This window comes from Pseudomonas sp. zfem003 (assembly GCF_032621675.1).
In the GTDB taxonomy this organism is placed as follows: domain Bacteria; phylum Pseudomonadota; class Gammaproteobacteria; order Pseudomonadales; family Pseudomonadaceae; genus Metapseudomonas; species Metapseudomonas otitidis.
In genome coordinates this window covers 362,562-381,687 of sequence record NZ_JAVYJG010000005.1, presented here as the reverse complement: position 1 = coordinate 381,687, position 19,126 = coordinate 362,562, and the positions used below count along the sequence as shown (strand labels likewise).

Annotated in this window: 20 protein-coding genes; 10 read left to right on the top strand and 10 right to left on the bottom strand. The window is 68.8% G+C overall.

Going from position 1 to position 19,126, the window contains the following annotated elements; all coding sequences use genetic code 11:
* Nucleotides 1-2: 2 nt before the first annotated feature.
* The 3 genes from RTK35_RS13380 to RTK35_RS13370 all read right to left on the bottom strand — a co-directional run bounded on the left by RTK35_RS13380 (nucleotide 3) and on the right by RTK35_RS13370 (nucleotide 3,284).
* Nucleotides 3-863 carry an FHA domain-containing protein gene (locus RTK35_RS13380; RefSeq protein ID WP_044407376.1) on the bottom strand — a complete coding sequence of 287 codons (861 nt, stop codon included), beginning with the start codon at nucleotides 861-863 and terminating at the stop codon, nucleotides 3-5.
* Between the two features lie 61 nt (nucleotides 864-924).
* A complete protein-coding gene (locus tag RTK35_RS13375; RefSeq protein ID WP_410478662.1) occupies nucleotides 925-2,466 on the bottom strand; it encodes a protein kinase domain-containing protein in 1,542 nt (513 codons plus the stop codon).
* Between the two features lie 17 nt (nucleotides 2,467-2,483).
* Entirely contained in the window at nucleotides 2,484-3,284 is an 801-nt protein-coding gene (locus RTK35_RS13370; RefSeq protein WP_074969063.1) for a PP2C family protein-serine/threonine phosphatase, read from the bottom strand.
* A gap of 229 nt (nucleotides 3,285-3,513) precedes the next feature.
* Here RTK35_RS13370 and RTK35_RS13365 point away from each other — a divergent pair, with 229 nt between their 5' ends.
* Complete coding sequence (locus tag RTK35_RS13365) at nucleotides 3,514-4,056, top strand: hypothetical protein (RefSeq protein ID WP_044413559.1); 543 nt, start codon at nucleotides 3,514-3,516, stop codon at nucleotides 4,054-4,056.
* A 140-nt stretch (nucleotides 4,057-4,196) separates the two neighbouring features.
* On the top strand, nucleotides 4,197-4,532 hold the full coding sequence (locus RTK35_RS13360) for a DUF2025 family protein (protein WP_044413557.1): 336 nt from the start codon (nucleotides 4,197-4,199) through the stop codon (nucleotides 4,530-4,532).
* 1 nt (nucleotide 4,533) lies between these two features.
* Here RTK35_RS13360 and RTK35_RS13355 read toward each other — a convergent pair whose 3' ends face one another.
* On the bottom strand, nucleotides 4,534-6,072 hold the full coding sequence (locus RTK35_RS13355) for a ComEC/Rec2 family competence protein (RefSeq protein ID WP_279816877.1): 1,539 nt from the start codon (nucleotides 6,070-6,072) through the stop codon (nucleotides 4,534-4,536).
* Nucleotides 6,073-6,103: 31 nt separating this feature from the next.
* On the bottom strand, nucleotides 6,104-6,643 hold the full coding sequence (def, locus tag RTK35_RS13350; RefSeq protein WP_316908209.1) for a peptide deformylase: 540 nt from the start codon (nucleotides 6,641-6,643) through the stop codon (nucleotides 6,104-6,106).
* A gap of 292 nt (nucleotides 6,644-6,935) precedes the next feature.
* On the opposite strand from def, the gene RTK35_RS13345 reads away from it, so the two are divergent.
* Nucleotides 6,936-7,145, top strand: a complete 210-nt coding sequence (locus RTK35_RS13345; RefSeq protein ID WP_044413549.1) for a cold-shock protein — start codon at nucleotides 6,936-6,938, stop codon at nucleotides 7,143-7,145.
* A 44-nt stretch (nucleotides 7,146-7,189) separates the two neighbouring features.
* On the opposite strand, the gene RTK35_RS13340 is transcribed toward RTK35_RS13345, so the two are convergent.
* Nucleotides 7,190-8,122, bottom strand: coding sequence for a LysR substrate-binding domain-containing protein (locus RTK35_RS13340; RefSeq protein ID WP_316908208.1), 933 nt, complete (start codon nucleotides 8,120-8,122; stop codon nucleotides 7,190-7,192).
* A gap of 121 nt (nucleotides 8,123-8,243) precedes the next feature.
* Between RTK35_RS13340 and RTK35_RS13335 the strand changes: the two genes are divergently transcribed.
* The 3 genes from RTK35_RS13335 to RTK35_RS13325 all read left to right on the top strand — a co-directional run bounded on the left by RTK35_RS13335 (nucleotide 8,244) and on the right by RTK35_RS13325 (nucleotide 10,263).
* A complete protein-coding gene (locus RTK35_RS13335) occupies nucleotides 8,244-9,173 on the top strand; it encodes a DMT family transporter (RefSeq protein WP_316908207.1) in 930 nt (309 codons plus the stop codon).
* Between the two features lie 69 nt (nucleotides 9,174-9,242).
* Complete coding sequence (locus tag RTK35_RS13330; protein ID WP_160481348.1) at nucleotides 9,243-9,758, top strand: DUF4124 domain-containing protein; 516 nt, start codon at nucleotides 9,243-9,245, stop codon at nucleotides 9,756-9,758.
* Between the two features lie 190 nt (nucleotides 9,759-9,948).
* On the top strand, nucleotides 9,949-10,263 hold the full coding sequence (locus RTK35_RS13325) for a hypothetical protein (protein WP_182852096.1): 315 nt from the start codon (nucleotides 9,949-9,951) through the stop codon (nucleotides 10,261-10,263).
* A gap of 75 nt (nucleotides 10,264-10,338) precedes the next feature.
* Here the strand turns inward: RTK35_RS13325 and RTK35_RS13320 are convergent, their stop codons facing one another.
* Together RTK35_RS13320 and RTK35_RS13315 are read right to left on the bottom strand one after the other, a co-directional pair.
* Nucleotides 10,339-10,608 (bottom strand): DUF3509 domain-containing protein, encoded by a 270-nt coding sequence (locus tag RTK35_RS13320; RefSeq protein ID WP_044413537.1) that lies wholly within the window; start codon nucleotides 10,606-10,608, stop codon nucleotides 10,339-10,341.
* Nucleotides 10,609-10,786: 178 nt separating this feature from the next.
* Nucleotides 10,787-11,626 (bottom strand): S1 RNA-binding domain-containing protein, encoded by an 840-nt coding sequence (locus RTK35_RS13315; protein WP_074969078.1) that lies wholly within the window; start codon nucleotides 11,624-11,626, stop codon nucleotides 10,787-10,789.
* A gap of 242 nt (nucleotides 11,627-11,868) precedes the next feature.
* On the opposite strand from RTK35_RS13315, the gene RTK35_RS13310 reads away from it, so the two are divergent.
* Together RTK35_RS13310 and RTK35_RS13305 are read left to right on the top strand one after the other, a co-directional pair.
* Complete coding sequence (locus RTK35_RS13310) at nucleotides 11,869-14,217, top strand: LTA synthase family protein (protein ID WP_316908206.1); 2,349 nt, start codon at nucleotides 11,869-11,871, stop codon at nucleotides 14,215-14,217.
* A 45-nt stretch (nucleotides 14,218-14,262) separates the two neighbouring features.
* Entirely contained in the window at nucleotides 14,263-14,961 is a 699-nt protein-coding gene (locus tag RTK35_RS13305) for an RNA pseudouridine synthase (protein WP_316908205.1), read from the top strand.
* Between the two features lie 25 nt (nucleotides 14,962-14,986).
* On the opposite strand, the gene RTK35_RS13300 is transcribed toward RTK35_RS13305, so the two are convergent.
* On the bottom strand, nucleotides 14,987-16,285 hold the full coding sequence (locus RTK35_RS13300) for a phospholipase (protein ID WP_316908204.1): 1,299 nt from the start codon (nucleotides 16,283-16,285) through the stop codon (nucleotides 14,987-14,989).
* Nucleotides 16,286-16,480: 195 nt separating this feature from the next.
* On the opposite strand from RTK35_RS13300, the gene RTK35_RS13295 reads away from it, so the two are divergent.
* Entirely contained in the window at nucleotides 16,481-16,789 is a 309-nt protein-coding gene (locus RTK35_RS13295; RefSeq protein WP_044413524.1) for a hypothetical protein, read from the top strand.
* 3 nt (nucleotides 16,790-16,792) lie between these two features.
* Here the strand turns inward: RTK35_RS13295 and RTK35_RS13290 are convergent, their stop codons facing one another.
* A complete protein-coding gene (locus RTK35_RS13290) occupies nucleotides 16,793-17,194 on the bottom strand; it encodes a transcriptional regulator (RefSeq protein ID WP_142011366.1) in 402 nt (133 codons plus the stop codon).
* 141 nt (nucleotides 17,195-17,335) lie between these two features.
* Between RTK35_RS13290 and RTK35_RS13285 the strand changes: the two genes are divergently transcribed.
* Nucleotides 17,336-19,096, top strand: a complete 1,761-nt coding sequence (locus RTK35_RS13285; protein ID WP_316908203.1) for a S8/S53 family peptidase — start codon at nucleotides 17,336-17,338, stop codon at nucleotides 19,094-19,096.
* The last annotated feature ends 30 nt before the right edge of the window (nucleotides 19,097-19,126 follow it).

The following is a 19,126-nucleotide window of genomic DNA, read 5'->3' as shown; positions in this document are numbered from 1 at the left end:
GGTCAGAGCACGAACTTGGCGACGGCGGCGCCGATGCCCAGCACGGCGATGACGATGCCACCGATCAGCACCAGACGCCCCTTGGCGTCTTCATTGGTCGCCACCGAGGCTGCCGCTTCGGCGGGGGCCGGTGCCACGGCGCGCAGCGGGTTGGCCGCGGCCGGCTGGCTCGCCTCGCGGGCGGCTGCAGGGGCCGGTTTGGGCAGGTCGACCACACGCACGAACTGGGTGGCGTCCTCGTCGGCCGCCTGGCGCACTTCCACCTTGGGCCCGATCACCAGCAGCGTCACCGAGGCCATGCGCACCTGGTCGCCCGGGGCGAGCACGGCGGTGCCGACCTTCTGCTGGTTGACGTAGACGCCATTGGCGGAGGCCAGGTCCTTGATCTCCAGCACGTCGTCCTTGAGGAAAAACTCGGCGTGCCGGCGGGACAGTTCCAGGTCGCTGAAGCACAGTTCGCACTTCACCGACCGGCCGAAGGTCATGGAGCCGGTGACGTGGTACTTGCGCCCTTCGTTCTCGCCCTTGATCACCTGCAGGAACCAGCGCGCGGTGGGTGCGGCCTTGGGTTTGACCTTGGCCGGATCGACCAGCACCAGTTCCACGGAGCCGACCTTCACACGGTCCTCGGAACGCAGCTGGTAGCGGGCGCCGATGCGCTCGCCGTTGACCAGGGTGCCGTTGCGGGTGCCGCAGTCGGAGAGGTAGTAGTGGCCGTGGTCCTGGCGGATCTCGGCGTGGAAGGGGCTGACGTCCGCTTCGTTCAGTACCAGGTGGTTGCGTTCGTCCTGGCCGATGGTGAAGCGCTCGTCCGCCAGCCAGATGGGTTCCTGGCGGTTGTCCGCGAAGTGAATCCTGAGCATGTCCGAAGTCCTTGATTTCCGTTGCGCCAAGCCGATTGCCCAGCTGACCTGTTACCGCGCATCAATCGAAGATGCGATTCCACAAACGCTTGACCGGGTTGCTGCTCTGCTGCTGCCGGGCCGCCTGGCTGCCGGAGGCACGGGCCTGGGCCCGGCGCACGCGCTGGGCATGGCCGGCCTGCAGGGCCAGCAGGGGTTCGTCCAGCGGGCGGACCTTGAGCCCGGCCTCGATGAACTGCTGGGCCAGGGCGAACTCGCGGTGTCCGTAAGCCTCGTCGGCGAGCTGGGCGAAGCGCGCGGCGACGCGGTCGAGCCCCTGCTCGGCGCGGGCCTCGTCCGGCTTCAGGGCCAGGGCCTGGCGGTAGTGGTAGACCGCGCTGTCGTCCTCGGGTTGCACCAGGCGGTCCTCGGCCAGGCGCGCATCGCCCTGGGCCAGGGCGGCCTCGATGCGGGCCTGGAGGACGCGGGCGAGGCCATCGCGGGCCTGAACGTTGTCGGGTTCGCGGGCGAGCACGCGGTTGAAGAAGTCTTCGGCGCTGTCACCGGCCGGGCTGGCGAGTTGGCCGGCGGCCAGGCGCTGTTCGCCCTGTGCCAGGAGGTCGCGGATTTCCTTCTGCTTGACCAGGTGCAGGCCGACGGCGGAGCCGATCCCCAGCAGCAGCACGCCAAGCAGCGCCCAGCCCCAGACGGGCAGGCGACGGGCCGGGGCGGCGGCCGGCACGGGCTGACGCGGGGACGTGCGCGCGGGGCCGGCTCCCTTGGCGAGGTCGGGGGTGCGGGTGACGCGGGTGTGGTCCTGCTCGTTCTCGTTCAGCTCGGCGAGGCTGGCCAGCAGCACGCGGCAGTCGGCGAAGCGCTCTTCCGGGTCCTTGGCGAGCATGCGGTCCACCAGGAACTGGTAGGGCTCCAGGGCGCCGGACAGGCGCGGTGGCGCCATCTGCACGTGGTTGAGCACGGTCTGGGTGTAGCTGGTGCCACGGAACGGGTTGGTGCCGATGAGCAGCTCGAGGAAGATCACGCCCAGGCTGTAGATGTCGCTGCGCGGGTCCAGGGGCAGGCACTGGGCCTGCTCCGGGCTGCTGTAGGCGGGGCTGCCGACGGCGACGTCATGCTGGGTGAGGTCGCTGTCCAGAGCCAGTTCCTTGGCGATGCCGAAGTCGCTGAGCACGGCGGTGCCGTCCTCTCGGAAGAGGATGTTGGCCGGCTTGATGTCGCGGTGGATCATGCCCTTGTCGTGCACCACCACCAGGGCGCTGGCGATCTGCCGGATGAGGGTCAGCGCCCGCTGGGGCTCGAAGCACTCGCCCCGGTGCTGCGCCAGGTCGCCACCGGCGACGAACTCCATGGCGATGTAGGGGCGGCCATCGGCGAGCCGGCCGATGTCGTGGATGGTGATGATCGCGGGGTGGTGCAGCGAAGCCACCAGATGCGCTTCCTTGATGAAGCGCTTGGCGAAGGCCTCATCATCCAGGCGTTGCAGGACCTTGATCGCCACTTGGCGGTGCAGGGATTCCTGGGTGGCGAGGTAGACCTCGGCCATGCCGCCACGGCCCAGCCGGCCTTGCACGCTGTAGCCGGGTATCTCCAACAAGCTGTCGTTCATAGGGAAGGAAGGTGCGCTTATCGCTGTTTTCGGGAGCCGAACCATCGGCTGAGGAAGCTGCGTGGCGGGGCCTCCGGTGGAACAGGCTCCGGCGCCGACAGGCCCAGCACAATGCAGGAGATATTGTCCCTGCCGCCATGGCAATTGGCTAGCTCGACCAGCGTGCCAACCATCGCTTCGAGGGTGCTCGAGCGGCTGCAGACCTGGTGCAGGGTGGCGTCGTCCAGTTCGTTGCTGAGGCCGTCGCTGCACAGCAGCAGCAGCTCGCCCGGGGCGAGGCGACCGACCAGGCTGCCGACTTCCAGGGCCTGGTCGTCCCGGCCGAGGCACTGGGTGACGACGTTGCGACGCGGGTCCTGGCGGGCCTGCTCGGGGGTGAGCTGGCCGAGGTCCACCAGCATCTGCACCCAGCTGTGGTCGTGGCTGATCTGGCGGATACCGCTGGCGTCGATGAGGTAGCAGCGGCTGTCACCGGCCCAGGCCAGCTGGTAGGCATCGCCCTGAAGGTGCAGGGCGACCAGGGTGGTGCCCATGCCGCGGCGCTCCTCGCCCCCTTCGGCTGCCACCGCGAGCACGGCTTCATTGGCGCCGTGTACGGCCGTGGGCAGGTCGGCACCGGCCTGGATGTGCTGCTCCAGCGCGGCCAGGGCGGTGGCGCTGGCCACTTCGCCGCACTGGTGCCCGCCCATGCCATCGGCCACGGCCCAGAGGCCCAGGGTGCTGCTGCACAGCAGGGCGTCTTCGTTGTGTTCACGCACGCGGCCGGCCACGGACAGGGCGGCGTAGGCGGGAGCGGAGGGGGCAGGCGTGCTGGGCATGGGCGGCGGCGGGGGTCTCGGGTGGGTCGGGTCGACCCTGAATGATGGCGGCAGCCACGCTGGCTGTCGCGTTCCGTGCCCCACAAGTGTTAAACAGTCGAGGCTTTGTCGCACGCGTGGTGCGCAACCCGGGCGTCTATGCTTGCGCTTCGGGGCCGGCACGGGCCGAACCGGCCCCGCCACGTGCAGTCGAACGCTCAACCCTGGCACCCGGACCCGAGGACGCCCCATGCCCGTGACCCGCTTCAGCTTCCGCACCCTGTTGCTCGGCCTGCCCCTGCTGCTGGCCGGCTGCGCCGGCCAGTCCTGCGACGAGCCGCTTTCCGGCGAGACCTGCCGCGACGAGAAGCTGCTCTACCAGAACGACATGCTGCAGGCCAAGCTGCTGATCGCAGCGGGTGACCCGGAGAACTACGAGCTGGCAGGCGCGCTGCTCAAGCGGGCGGAGCCGGGGGATACGCGTGGCGAGGTGCCCTTTTACCAGGCGGTGCTGCTGATCAACGAGGGCCCGCAGTTGGAGGAGGTGCTCGATCTGCTGGAGAAGGCAGCGGCGCGCAAGCACCCCCACGCCATCGCCCTGCTCTACAAGATCTGGTCCGAACCCTTCCTGGCCACCGAGGCCGACCCGTTGCGCGCGGAACTGTACCGGGCGCGCTATGCCGACCTGGACGTGGCCAAGAGCGGCTACCCCTCCTTCGAGAAGGCCCTGGCGGTGGTCAACACTCTGGTGGACCGCTCCAACCCGGCCGGGGCGCGGGTCAGCGGGCGCTGACGCCTGCGGCAATACGCCCAGCCCCACCTCGCCGACGCCTGCGGCACAATCCGCCCCCGGAGCCCGGCGCCAGACCGGCGCCCTTCGCCTGCGCGTGTAGACCCGAACCGGTCCTGCGGACCTTCCAGCGAGGTTTACCCATGAGCATCACTTCCAGCGGCATCTGCGCCGCCGCCGACCAGCTGCAGGGCTTCGTCGGCTTCAACCTGAAGACCGGGCACCACATCGTGCGCTTCAGCGAGGACTCCTTCGGCATGGACGTGGACAACGACAGCATCATGCCGGCCAGCGAATTCGTCTGGCAGCCCCACACCGACCACACCATGACCCTCAAGCGCGAGCTGATCCAGTTGCTGCTGGACCAGAACATCGACGAGCGCCTGAACATCAGCGAGCCGCTGCGGGTGTACATGCGCCGCCGCGACCTGCCCGAGATCACCGCCGAGCGCCGCCTGCGGGGCTGCCTGGAGGCCTGAGTCAGGCCTTCAGTACCGGCACCGGGCGCGGCTCGCCGGCCTCGTCCAGTTCGTAGCAATAGGCTTCCTTGAGGTTGGCCTTGCCGCTGTCGGTGTAGACCAGCAGGCGCTGGCCGTCGGTGCGGGTCTTCACCAGGCCGTAGGCGGTCCGGCTGAAGGCGTAGAAGTCGCCACGGCGCTCGGCCTTCTGGGCGTCGGTCAGGCGAGCCCAGCCCTCCATGCGGAAGAACGCTACCAGCTCGGTGACGAACACCAGCGGCTCCTCGACCCGGGAATGCCGCCCCAGGGCGCCCATGAGGGTGGCACGGGGGTGGATGTATTCGTTCATCGGGTCGTCGCCGCTGGAGACGACGTTGACCACCGGGGACACCCGCTTGAACAACGCGCCGGAGAAATCCGCCGAGCCGTGGTGCGGCACCTTGAACACTTCGGAACGCAGGTTGACCTGCCCAGCATCGTGCTGGCGGGCCAGGGTGCGTCCGGCTTCGTCGTTGAGGTCCCCGCAGAACAGGTAGCTGAAGCCGCCATAGGCCAGGCGGAACACCACGGAGTGGCCGTTGATGGTGTGGGAGGCGGAGTACCCGGAGAAGCCGGTGGGCGCCGTTTCCAGCGAGTCATGGCCGACACGGGGGCCGGCGGGTGGCGCACCGAGGAACGGCAAGCCGGCGTCGGCCCCTTCACCGACCGGCAACGGGCCGAGCACCTGCACGTCCACCCCCTCCTTGCGGAGGAAGTCGAAGGCATCGTGCTGGCCGAAGGACAGGCGGCGGAACTCGATGGGCTGGCGGGCCCGGCTCGACCAGGCCTCCAGCGCCTTGCGCCAGGCGCGGAAGTCGGTGTTCATCGCCTCGGCCGGTACGTCCAGGGGGTTGTCCAGCAGGGGCGAGACCAGCAGGGCGTCGCCGACCTGGCGGGTGGGGCCGAGCTGCTCGGTTTCCTTGAGGCCCTTGGCGGCACGCTTGACCAGGCCGTTGTGGTAGATCCGCCGGGGCTCGATGAACAACCGCTTGCGCGGTTCGGCGTTGGTTTCCGAGCGGTGGATCTGGGTCAGCCCGGAGAAGTGGTCGGCATCGCCGTGGGTGACGAGGATGCAGTCGATCACCTTGGGCGCCTCGGGCGAGGAGCCGCGGTAGCGAGCGGCCAGGTAGCGGGCGAACATCTGGTTGTCGCCGCCGTCCACCAGCATCACCTGGCCGCCCGGGGTCTCGATCACCGCGCCATCGCCCTGCTGCACGTCGACGAAGTTGACCTTGAGCACCCGGCTTTCCGTGCGCGGCATGACCAGGTCGGCCGGTCGCAGGGGCTTGCCGTCGCGGCGCCGGGCCGAGCGCGGAGGCACCAGCCAGGCCTCGGTGGCGACGGGCAGGATGCTGCCATCGGGGCGCTCTTCGTAGGTGTGGGTGGCGATGCGCACATGCCGCTCGGTCACCTCCAGTACCTCGACGAAATCCCCCCAGGCGAGGGTGTAGAGCAGCGTGTTGCGTTCCGGGCTGTCGTAGACGTTGGCGAGGTCGACGGCGATGGCGTGCTGGGCGGTCATGCTCGGGCTCCTTCCGGGCGTGTTGGGCGGGTCAGTCGTCGGCCGTGGGATCGAGGCCGGGGAACAGCACCTCGGTGAAGCCGAAGCGGGTGAAGTCTTCGATGCGCGAGGGGTAAAGCCGGCCGAGCAGGTGGTCGCATTCATGCTGTACGACGCGGGCGTGGAAGCCGTCGACGGTGCGATCGATGGGCTGTCCGTCCGGATCGATGCCCTGGTAGCGGATGGCCCGGTAGCGCGGCACCCAGCCACGCAGGCCGGGCACCGAGAGGCAACCTTCCCAGCCGCTTTCTCGGGCATCGTCCAAGGGCGTGATCACCGGGTTGAGGAGGATGGTGGGTGGCACGGCCGGGGCGTCGGGGTATCGCTCGCTGCGCTCGAACCCGAAGATCACCAGCTGCAGGTCGACGCCGATCTGCGGGGCGGCCAGGCCGACGCCGCCGACGTGGTGCATGGTTTCGAACATGTCGTCGATCAGCGTCTTGAGGGCGGCGCTGCCGATCATCTCGTCGGGCACGGGCGGGGCGATGCGCAGCAGGCGCGGGTCACCCATGCGGAGGATTTCGCGGATCATCTCGGGCATTCCGGAACGGTGGCTGGAGGAGCTCGATGAAGCCTGCAAACGCGCCCGCTGGCAAGGGTCGCAACGGCTTTGCAACGCACCTCGCCGGGGGGCGCAAACGGGTCTTTCAACGCAGCGCTAAAAAACGGTAGGCAATCCCCGAAATGACGGGTATGGTGTTGCCCACTGTGCTGCATGTGTGACGTAAATCGATCCATGTTCCAAGCTTCGATTTGTACTCTTTGCGCTCAGTCCGGCGTGGAAAGTCCTCGCCGTGTCAACTTTGTTCAAGGAGTTACTCCAAATGGCTGATCGTCAAACTGGCACCGTTAAGTGGTTCAACGATGAGAAAGGCTTCGGCTTCATCACCACTGACAACGGCCCGGACCTGTTCGTCCACTACCGCTCCATCCAGTCCAACGGCTTCAAAACTCTGAAGGAAGGCCAAAAGGTTTCCTTCGTAGCCGTTCAGGGCCAGAAGGGCATGCAGGCAGACGAAGTCCAAGTGATCTGATCACCGACCGTCTTCCGGAAAAACCGGCCCTCGGGCCGGTTTTTTCATGCCTGCGATTTGGCTTCGCTGACGCGCGTACTGGCGCGAGCCTCGGCCACAAGCCAGTCGATCAGCCGGCGTAGCCGCTCGCTGGGCTGCCCCTTCCGGCTCCAGGCCAGGCGGTATTCCCAGGGTGTCGGCAAGCGACACGCCTCACCGAACGGCAACACCAGTCGCCCCTGCGCGATGTCATCCCCCGCCAGCGCCGTCGACCCCAACGCAAAGCCCTGCCCATTCACCGCCCCCTGGATCGCATGCCCGATCAGGCCGAAGCGGATGCCGGCCGAGGTATCGACGCGCGCGCCGACATAGCGCTCGAACCAGTCCCCCCAGTCGGGAATCCGCAGGTTGCTGGCGCTCTTCCAATGGGCGTGGACCAGCCGCGCGCCCACGAGATCCGCCGGCTCACGGACCGGATGGGCTTCCAGGTAGGCCGGGCTGCACACCGGGAAGAACACCTCGCGGAACAGCAGCTCGCTGGCGGGCAACACGGTGCCCTCGGTGACGAAGCGGATCGCCAGGCTGGCCTCGCCGCGCTCCAGGTCCACCCGCTCTTCGGTGGCCTCCAGGCTCAGGGCGATGTCCGGATGGGTGCCGGAGAACTGGTTGAGCCGGCGCATCAACCAGTGGGACGCGATGGAGGGCGCACAGCTGACCTGCAGCGGCCCCTCGGGCATGCCCCGCAGCGCCGCCGCCCCCTCGGCCAGCAGGGCGAATGCCTGGGACACGGTGGCAGCCAGGCGCCGGCCGTTGTCGTTGAGGGTGACGGTGTTGCGGGTACGGTCGAACAGACTGACCCCGAGCTCTTCCTCCAGCAGACGGATCTGCCGGCTGACGGCCCCCGGGGTGACCGACAACTCGTGGGCAGCTTCGGTGAAGTTGCGGCTGCGGGCGGCGACCTCGAAGGCGCGCAGGGCGACAAGGGATGGTGTGCGCATGGGAGTGCTTTGAGTTGAAGTCAAAGCATGATGACAAAACATCGTTTGAATGCAAGGCGCCCGCTCGCCATCCTGCCGCCCTTCCGGCCCACCTGTGCGGCCCCTGCCTTGCGAGTCATCGATGAGACCCACACGCCTGCCCCTGGACCCTTTCGCCTGCGGCCTGATGCTGCTGCTCTGCATCGTCTGGGGCTTCCAGCAGGTCTCCATCAAGCTGGTGGAGCAGGACGTGGCGCCGGTCCAGCAACTGGCCATCCGCTCCGGTATCGCCGCGCTGGTGCTGGGCGCCATCACCCTGTGGCGGGAGGGCCGTGGAGCCTTCGGTGACGGCACCCTGCTGCCTGGGCTCGGGGTCGGCCTGCTGTTCACCCTGGAGTTCTTCTTCATCTCCGAAGGGCTGGTCCGCACCAGCGCCTCCCACATCGCGGTGTTCCTCTATACCGCACCGATCTTCGCCGCCCTGGGGCTGCACCTGATCCTCCCCGAGGAACGCCTGTCGCCGGTCCAGTGGCTGGGCGTGCTGGTGGCCTTCGGCGGCATCGCCCTGGCCTTTCTCGGCAAGCCGGGGAATGCCGCAGGCAGCCTGTTCGGCGATGCGCTGGGCATCTGCGCCGCCGTCGCCTGGGGTGCCACCACCGTGCTCATCCGGGGATCGAGCCTGTCGGAAGCCGCCCCGGTGAAGACGCTTTTCTACCAGCTCGGCGTTGCCGGCGTGGTCCTGCTGGCGGTGGCCGCCGCCACCGGCCGCCTGGGCCTGGTCCCCAGCGACCGCGCCCTGCTCAGCCTCGGCTTCCAGGTGGTGGTGGTGGCGCTGATCAGCTACTTGGGGTGGTTCTGGCTGCTGCGTCGCTACCTCGCCTCGCGCCTGTCGATGCTGTCGTTCATGACTCCGTTGTTCGGCGTCGGCTTCGGCGTGCTGGTGCTGGGCGAGCCACTGGACTCCTCCTTCATCTTCGGCGGCCTGCTGGTGCTGGGTGGCCTGCTGCTGGTCACCGGCGCCGAGCTGCTGCGCGACCACCTGGCGCGTCGGCGCGTGACGCACGGCACCTGATTGCACCTATCGGTCAGGAAAAAGGGCTGATAGCCTGTCGGCCGTTTCAGACGAAGTGAGGGATGCACTTTGAGATCGGCCCTGCTCGGCCTCTGCCTGCTGCCCATGCTGGCGCAGGCGGCCGTTTACAAATGCGTCGGCAACGACGGCGCTGTCAGCTACTCCGCCGTGCCCTGCCCCGCCACCGAAGGCCAGGCGACGAAAATGCGCGAGGCACCGCCCCCCAGCGATGTGCCACCGCCTCCGCCGCCCCTGGTGGTGTCCCCCCCTGTCAGCCATGAGGCCGCACCTGCCGCGCCCGCCGCCAGCACGTCCGCGCCCCAGCGCGGTGCTCGCGTCACCGTGGTAGGCGATAGCGCTGCCAGCGACCGCGATGCGCGGGTCAACGAGATGCGCGAGCGCGCCGAGCGCGAGAAGAAGGACAGCTACGACCGCGACTACGAAATGCGCCGCCAGCGCATGGAGCTGGAACTGCGCCAGCAACGCGAGCGCGAAGCCCGTCAGCGCCAGCAGAGCCCAGCCCCATCCCCCAACAGCAGTTCGTCGACCACCGGGGAACCATCGAGCACGGGCACGGGTCAGTGACAACGAGGCCGATGACCGGCGGCCTCAGGCCTCGGACCCCATAGAGTCGCCGCTGGGGGTCCGGGGTCGTTTCACCTGTCATCTCCGCTCACAGTTTCCCTACGCCCGGGGCGTTCACGCCGGGCCCGGCGTGCCTGATCATGCCGGGCGACGTCGGCCCAATCTGCGGCCAGCCCTACGGAGCCCAACCATGCCCACGCTTTCCCGCCTCCCCTCCCTGCTGTTCGGCAGCACCCTGCTGCTCGCTCTCGCCGGCTGCGACATGGCACAGGAGTCGGCCGACCGCCTCGCCGAGAAGACCCGCGAAGCCGCCGAGGAACTGGCCCGTGAAGCCATCAACGACACCGTGGACCAGGTGAACAAGGAAGTGGACAAGGCGCAGCAGGCCACCCGCGAATGGCTCAAGGCACAACCCGGCGAACAGCCCGAACAACCACCCCGTGCCGAAGGCGAACGCCCGAAGGAGGGCGACGCCATGATGCCGCCCGCTGGCGTGGAAACCTGATCCGCCTCACCACCCAGCGCAGACGCGAGAACGCCGGCCCGGGTCGCCCCAGGCCGGCGTTCTGCCGTATGGAAATCAGGCGCCGAAGTAACGCGGCAGCGGCGTGCTGTGCAGGTTGCGCAACGACTCCACCGGCGGCACCTCGCCCAGCTCCAGGGCGATGTCGCGGCGCAGCGTGGCGATGATCAGCTCCAGCTGGGCCGGCTGCTTGAGCGCTGGCACCACGCGCTGGAAGCGGGTGTCGTCCTTCTCCAGCACCACCACGTAGCCACCGTCGGGGCGGCGCTGGGCGCTGAGCGCGTAGTCGGGAAAGGCCTTGGCCAACTGCTTGATGTCGAGACCCATAGCGTTTCACTCTCCAAGGGGCAAAATTTTTCCTGGCAGGGTGTCCTGCAGGCAGCGTGCCAGCCTTGAGACAAGCGAAAGCCCAATAAAATCAATGCATTGGTGAAACAAGCCCAACCCGCTTTCGTGCATTTCGCCCGATCACCCGAAAATCACCGGGCAATATGCACGATGCGATTCAGCGGCGCGCCAGCTCGATGCCGTCCTCGTGGATGACGATCTCACCGCGCTTGTAGAGGCCGCCGATGGCCTTCTTGAAGTTGCCCTTGCTGACGTTGAACATCTGGGCGATCACCTCCGGCGGGCTCTTGTCGCTCAATGCCAGGCGGCCACCTTCGGCGCGCAGACGCTCGAGGATGCGCTCGGCGAGGTCGGACGAAGCGGCTTGCCCCTGGGGCTGCAGGCTCAGGGCGATCTTGCCGTCGGGGCGGATCTCGCGGATGTAGCCCTTCTCGCGCATGCCGCTGCGCAGGAACTTGAACACCTCGTTGCGGTGGATCAGCCCCCAGTGGCGGTCCTCGATGATGGCCTTGAAGCCCATGTCGGTCTGCTCCACCACCAGCAGGTCCACTTCCTGGCCCACGCTGTAGCGGGCCGGAGTGGTGTCCAGGTAGCGGTCCAGCCGGGCCGTGGCGGTGATCCGGCGGGAGCGGTCGAGGTAGACGTGCACCACGCAGTAGTCGCCCACCTGCAGCGGGCGCTTCTCTTCCGAGTGCGGCAGCAGCAGGTCCTTCGGCAGGCCCCAGTCGAGGAACAGGCCGATGCGGTTGATCTCCACCACCTTCAGGCTGGCGAAACCGCCCACCTGGACCTTGGGTTTCTGGGTGGTGGCGATCAGGCGGTCCTCGCTGTCGAGGTAGACGAACACGTTGAGCCAGTCACCCACTTCGCAGGGCTGGTCCTTGGGCACATAACGCCGGGGCAGGAGGATCTCGCCTTCCGCACCACCGTCCAGATAGAGACCGAAATCGGTGTGCTTGGCCACCGGCAGGCTGTTGAATCGACCGATCAGGGCCATCTCGCGTACCTCGAATTGACAGGGCGCGCATTCTACAGCCCCCGCCGCAACGGGGCCACGCACACCGCTCGACGGCCTCGCAACGCCGCCCGTCGCCGCTTCGCTGAAATACCTTGATGCGGAGAATTCCGCATTGCCGGCGTTGTCTACTGGCCGCTAGCACAATGATGTTTCAGAATCGTGTCCGCGTTGAAACACACGCCCGCTTTTCGGATTCTCGCTGCCCTATCTCAGGAGTTCCTGTGCGCACCATCGGCCGTTGGCTGTCTGCTCCCCTCCACCTGTTCCTGCTCATCGTCCTGTTCATTGGCATCCCGTTGGTCAGCCGTGCACTGCTCGGCTGGAGCGAAGGCTTCGGCTACGGTTCCGACCTGGCCTTCGGCAGCCTCCTGGTGGCCCTGCTGTATGGTCGCCCGCGCTGGGTGGCGCTGCCGGTGATGCTGTTCTGGGCGCTGATCATGCTGGGGACGGCCGAGCTGGTGGGCGCAGTCGGGCGCATGCCCGAGCCGAGCGACCTCAAGTACCTGCTGGACCCGCAGTTCGTCGGCCACTCCACCCAGGGCAGCGGGCTGACCTACCCCTGGCTGGCCGGCGCGCTGGCCATCGGCATCCTCGCCGCCCTGCTGGCCTGGCATCGCCCGGCCAAACGCCCGGCCCGTGCCTGGCTGGCCGTGCCGCTGGCCCTACTGGCCGGCCACGCCACCCTGCAGTACCTGCGCCCCAGCGAAGCGGACCAGTGGCGCCAGTTCAACCTGCCCCACAAGCTGCTCGCCGGTGCCCTCAGCAGCGGCCAGATGGCCGTGGAAGACTGGCTCGCCGGGGACCAGCCGGAAAGCCCGCCGGACATCGCCGGCCTGGCCCGCCTGGACCTCGACGGCACCCCGCTGCTGGCCGGCCCCGGCCAGGCGCGCAACGTGCTGGTGATCACCCTGGAAGGCATCCCGGGGGCCTACATCGCCGCCAACCGCGCCGCCATCAACAGCCACTACGCCGAATCGCCCATGCCGCGCCTGAGCCAGTGGGCCGAACGCGCCATGACCACGCCGGACTACGTGCTGCACAGCCACCAGACCATCCGCGGCCTCTACGCCATGCTCTGCGGTGACTACAGCAAGCTCGACTCCGGCACCCCCAAGGGCCTGGAACTGCTGAACAACCCCACCCGCGCCCAGGACTGCCTGCCGGCCCAGCTGCACCAGCACGGCTTCAGCACCCACTTCCTGCAGGGTGCCGGGCTGCGCTTCATGGCCAAGGACAAGATCATGCCGCGCATGGGCTTCGACAAGACCCAGGGCCGCGACTGGTTCCGCAACACCCCCTACCTCGAATTCCCCTGGGGCATGGACGACAAGGCCTTCTTCGAGGGCGCGCAGACCTACGTGCAGCAACTGCGCAAGCAGAAGAAGCCGTGGATGCTCACCCTGCTCACCGTCGGCACCCACCAGCCCTACTCGGCGCCGGAGGACTACCTGGCCCGCTACCCGGACGCCAAGCGCGCCGCCATCGCCTACCTGGACGATGCCGTGGACGCCTTCCTCAGCGGCCTGGAGAAACAGGGCGTACTGAAGGACACCCTGGTCATCATCACCTCCGACGAATCCCACGGCATCGACCAGGTGCGCCTGGCCTCCGCCTGGGGCTTCAACCTGGTGCTGGCCCCCGAGCAGGCCGCCCTGCCGCCGATCAAGGGGGGCGTCTACGGCCACGTCGACCTGACCGCCTCGGTGCTCGACTACTTCGGCTACCGCGTCCCGCTGAGCCTGGCCGGCCGCTCGCTGTTCCGCGACTACGAGCAGGGCCGCGAGATGATCTCCTACACCAACGGCATGCTGCGCTACCACGACGGCAAGGAGCACTTCGTCGAGTGCGACTTCCAGCAGGTCTGCCGGCGCTACCGCAGTGAAGGCTTCATCGCCGACCAGGCCCGCTTCGAAGGCCGTTTCAGCGGTCGCGAAGCCCGCCAGGTGGCCACCCGTGGCACCCTGCTGGACCAGTCCCTGGTCGGCGGCCAGGTGGGCCAGGAATACCAGTTCGCCACCCGCGAGCGCATCCGCCTGAAGCAGCAGGTGAAGGACGACTGGGCCGACAACCTGATCGGCGCCCAATACCTGGAGCTGCCGAAGAACACCCGCACCGAGGTGGAGCTGACCATCAAGGTCCACGCCATGGACGCCAAGGGCGCCCGCCTGCAGCTCAAGACCAAGGAGTTCGAGCGCGACGTGGCCCTGGCCCTTCCCGAGTTCCCGCTGCTCAAGCGCGGCAAGCCGGTAACCCTGCACTTCGCCTTCGACAACCCCGAGGCACGCAAGGCGTTCTCCTTCCACCTGCTGGCCGAAGGGCGCGGCACCATCGAGATCAGCAACTTCAAGGTGGTCACCCAGCCGCTGCCTAATCTCCCTGCCGCGCCGGAGGCTGCCAGCCAGGTGGCCGGGACCGCCCCCGAGCGCAAGGGCATCGCCCGGGTGCTCAACCTGTTCGCCCGCCATCCGGAGACGGTCGACAGCGACCTGGAGAGCACCGGGGAAGCCGAGTCCGAGGCCCTGCCCGAGCTGTTACCGGTCGACGCCGAGCCGGAAACCCTGGTGCGCTGACCGCGCACCGGGGACAATGCGGGCCCCGCCACAGGAGCCCGCACCATGACCGACCCCATCCGCCTCTCCAAGCGCCTCGCCGAGCTGCTGCCCTGCTCGCGCCGCGACGCCGAGCTGTACATCGAGAACGGCTGGGTCAGCGTCGCCGGCCAGGTGGTGGAAGAACCCCACGCGCGGGTGACCGACGAAGTCATCAACCTGCACCCCGACGCCAAGCCGACGCCGGTGCCGCCGGTCACCCTGCTGCTGCACAAACCCGCCGGCGTGGATGAGGACGGCGCCCGCGCCCTGCTGGTGCCGGCCAACCTGGCGGCGGAGCGGGCCGGCGAGCGCACCCTGCGCAAGCACTTCTTGCGACTGACGCAGATGGCCCCGCTGGAACCCCGGGCCAGCGGCCTGGTGATCTTCACCCAGGCCCACGGCGTCACCCTGCGCTTCGAGCGCCCGCTGGAAGAGGAATACACCGTCGACGTGCGCGGCGAAGCCGATGCCGAACACCTGGCGCGGGTGGCACGCGGGGTCGAGCACAAGGGCCGCCCGCTGCCCCGGGCCAAGGTCAGCTGGCAGAGCGAGAACCGCCTGCGCATCGCCCTGAAGAGCCCGCGCCCCGGCCAGCTGCGGCAGATCTGCGAGCACCTCGGCCTGGAGCTGCTGGGCCTGCGGCGCCTGCGCCTGGGCGGCGTCTCGGCAGCACGGCTGCAGCCGGGGCAGTGGCGTTACCTGCTGCCCGGCGAGAAGTTCTGAAGCGGCGGGCCAATGGCCCGCCTTCTTATGGATTGTCCAGGGTGGTCTTCACCAGGTTGCGGGTGTGCCCGGCGAAATGCCGGATCAGCTTCACCAGCACCTCGTTCAGCGCCGGATCGGTCTCCGCCGGCTTGAGCTGGTTGCCCGCACTGAAGCCCTGCCCCGGCTGGGCACCGGCCAGCCACAGGCCGATGCGCTCGTCGAACTCGTCCGCCGCCTCATAGGACTCCTGCGCCACCACGTCCTGCAGGTAGCCGGGGCCGAACGGCGGGTAGCGGTCGTCGTCCGACGTGTCCGCATAGGCCCTGAGCAGCGGGTCGTCATTGCGCCCCTCGCGCAGCAGCCGGCGCAACCAGTCGGCCTGGTACTTCTCCACTTCCGTATGGCGGGTCGCCACCCGCTCGATGGCCGCCTCCTTGCCCGAGGTATCGCCCAACGCCGCCTGGATGGCCGTCCACATCAGCGTGGCGGTGTTTTCACCGGGCAGGGCCTTGGCGTGGTAGGGCTGGGTCAGGTCCTGCACGTAGTGCAGCGCCCAGCCGAGGAAGCGATAGCCCCAGTACGGGTGGCCGCTCTCGAACGCCAGCCGCGCCAGCGCCATGTACTGGCGCACGCGCAGCTCCGGGTAGGTGCGGGCGAGGAACGGCGCGGCCTGATAGATGACCGCCGACTCGTGGTAGTAGCCGATGTGGAACGGCGCCTGTGACGAGTATTCGAAACGCGCATCACCGAAGGGCTGGGGGCCGAAGCCGTAGAGCGCGCCGACCTCGCCGGGGTTGTCCGAGAAGAGGTTGATGTCGTGCCCGTAGTCCGGCTCGTCCGCCGCGCTGGCGAGCACCGCACGGGGGCTCACCCGCTCCCCCGGCTCCACCGCCAGGAAGCGCCATTCGTTCCACAGGCTCAGTTTGCGGAACACCAGCACGTCCTGGGCCGGCAGCACCTTGGCCGCCGGCAGCTCCAGCCCCGGCAGCGCCTGGACGAAATACGCCAGGCGGATCTCCGGGCTGACCCGCAGCGCCATGAGGAAGGCACGACGCCGGTCGCCGCTGCCATCGGCGATCCAGCGCAGGCTGTCCGGCCGGGCCGGGTAGTCCGGCAGCTCCTCGCGGGCACGCGCCTCCTGCTCGTCCAGCACCTGCTGCAGGGCCACCGCCTCGGCTGCGAGAAAGTCCTCCAGGCGCTCCACCGGCACCGGCTCGGCCTGGCGCAGCTCGGGCAGGTCGGCCAGGGCCAGCCAGGTGCCGAGGGAATGGTTGGACCAGGCCAGCAGGGTGGCCGGCGAACAGGCGATCAGGCCGCAGAGGGCGAGCAGCAGGCGTTTCATTGCATCTCCGTGTCTGGGGCGCCCTCTTGCCGGGGCGCTCGTCACGCAAGGGTAACAATCGAAGGAACGCCGGGGCACTGTCCAGGCAGGACAGGCGACTCACCAAATCGGTCGCTGCCCCTCGTCGGGCCATGGGAACCCCTGCCACAGGGCCGGTGGTCCACCCTCTGCGACCCCATCCACGAGGAGCCCGCCATGACCACGCCGATCACCCGCGACACCGCCATGCGCCTGGCCACCCAGGCCTTCCTGCCCTATGGCTGCCAGGCCCGGGCCCATGACGAGGACGACAGCTTCAGCTTCACCGTGACCGACCTCCACGGCGGCAAGGTGCTGGAGATCAGCCACGTCCGCAGCACCCAGTACGCCGACCCGGTGCGCCTGGCCGGCGTGCTGGAACAGGTTCGGCTGGACCTGACCCACCAGGGGCGCAACCTCGACCCCTGGGCCATGCCCTACATCCCCGATCCCGAGGTGCTACCGGAGACCCCGCCGAACTACTGAGGCTCAGGCCCTGGCCGCCTGGTCGGCCAGGGTGTCGAACACCTCCGGCACCAGCGCCGCACTGCCGCGCTCGGTCAGTTGCTCGCGCACCTGCAGATGCGCCGGCAGGCTGCTGCCGAGGATCTCCAGCAGGCGCACGCCACGCGCGCCCAGCATGAAATTCTCGCCGTTGCCACCCTCCGCTTCCGGGCGGTGTTCCAGGTAGCCGCCCTCCAGCAGCAGAGCCTCGTAGTCCGCGGCGCGCATCTTCAGCGCATCCAGGTTGCCGCCAGGGTCGCGACCGCTGGCCAGGCGTTCCTCGGCCAGTTGCGCGGCGTACTCGCGCGGGGCGAAGGGTCGGTTGGCGCCGTTCTGCGCCTCGTGCAGCAGGCGTTCGATCAGTTCCCAGTCGTAGTGCTCGTTCATGGCGATGACTCCTGTGGTGGTCCTCTTCCTTGCGACCGGACGACGCCCGGGCGGTTCGACCGACGAGGCGGACGGTCACCTGAACGAAAGCCGCCCGGGGGCAGTCGGAACTGCACAAGGCCCGATCCAGGAGAACCGCCGATGCCCCTTCACCCCGCCTGCCTCGCTCCCGTGCTGCTGGCCCTGTCCGGCCTGGCCGAAGCCGGCCCGGAGCCCTTGCGCATCGAGCGGCTGGCCCGCTGCGGGGACCTGCTGGAGCCGACCCGGCAGACCTGGTGCCTCGGCGTGCGCGGGCTGGGCAAGGCCGACCCCGTGCTGCACCTGGGCGGGCGCACCCTGGCCGTGGAGCGGGAGCCCGCCGAGGGCCGGCTGCGCCTGCAGGTGGACGCCCGCGAACACCGCAGCGGGCCGGTCTGGCTGGAGATCGATGGCCGGCGCAGCAACCCGGTATGGCTGTCGCTCAACCGCAGCCACGTGCTGGCCGCCGGGCCGGATGAGGTGGCGAAGAACATGGACGGGCTGACCACCTACGTCGACCTGGTGAGCCTGCTGATCGAAGAAGACCGCGACGGCGCCCAGGAGGCCCAGCGCCTGGCCGGCAAGTACGGTGCCCAGGTGGTCGGCGCGATCCCGCCGCTGAACGTCTACCAGCTGCGCCTGCCGGCCCGCGACCTGACCGAGCGCGATGCCCTGGTGCTGCGCCTGGGCAGCGAGACCAGCGTCGACGCCGTGGTGGTGGAGGAATCCGCCCCCGAGAAGGGCGAAGAATCCGAAGCCGGGCCGGCGCGCAGCAAGCCGGCGCCCGACTCGGACGAATGGGCCGCCAACCGCTTCATGGACGCGGTGAACTACTACACCCGGCGCATTCCCGCACACCAGGCCCCGGTGCCGGCCACCCCGGTGCGCATCGGGGTGATCGAGCGCGAGGTGGACTTCGACGCCCCCGACTTCGCCGACTACCTCGGTCCCTGCGAAGGGCCGCGCACCTGCCTCTACGCCCGCGACGCCCGGCGCCCGGACAACCACGGCTCCACCGTGGCCGGCATCCTCGCGGCGCATGCCGGGCGTGGCGGCAACAGCGGTTTCCTGCGGGCACTGGACGGCGCCAGCCAGGGCTTCGAGGTGATCGTCGAGCGCAATGCCGATGCCGGCATCACCGCCAACATCGCCGCCTCGGCGAACCTGGTGGAGGACGGCGTGCGGGTTCTCAACTGGAGCTGGGGCATCCACCGGGTCGGCGCACGCAACGTGGAAGGCGACGAAGTGGATTCGCTGGTGCGCTCCGGCATCGCCATGAGCGGCTACGAGGAACTGCTGGAAGAGTTCTTCCTCTGGCTGCGCAAGGCCCACCCGGATGTGGTGGTGATCAACTCGGCGGGCAACGGCGCCTCTTTCTCCGGCACCGACGAGTACCGCCTGCCCTCCTCCTTCGTCACCGACCAGTTGCTGGTGGTGGGCGGCCATCAGCGCAGCGAACGCGAAGGCCTGGCGGTGGACGACCCGGCCTATGCGGTCAAGCGCAGCACCTCGAACATCGACATGCGGGTGGACATCACTGCCGCCGCCTGCACCCACGCCTCCACCCTGCAGGACGGCCAGCGCGGCGACGTGCACTGCGGCACCTCCTACGCCACGCCCATGGTCACCGGGGTGGTGGCCGCCATGCTCTCGATCAACCCGCGCCTGCAGCCGGACCAGCTGCGCATGCTGCTGCGCCGCAGCGCCATGACCATCGGCGGCGACTATGACTTCGAACCCATGGATGCCGAGGACCTGACGGCCCCCATCCTGCCCTCGGAACGTCGCTACCGGCTCGATGACCCGGATGTCGGCCGCTCGGCACGGCTGGACATGCAGAAGGCCCTGGACCTGGCGGTCCGGAGCCGCGACCGCGTGCGCTGACGCACGCCCCTCAGATGCCGAAACAGGAGG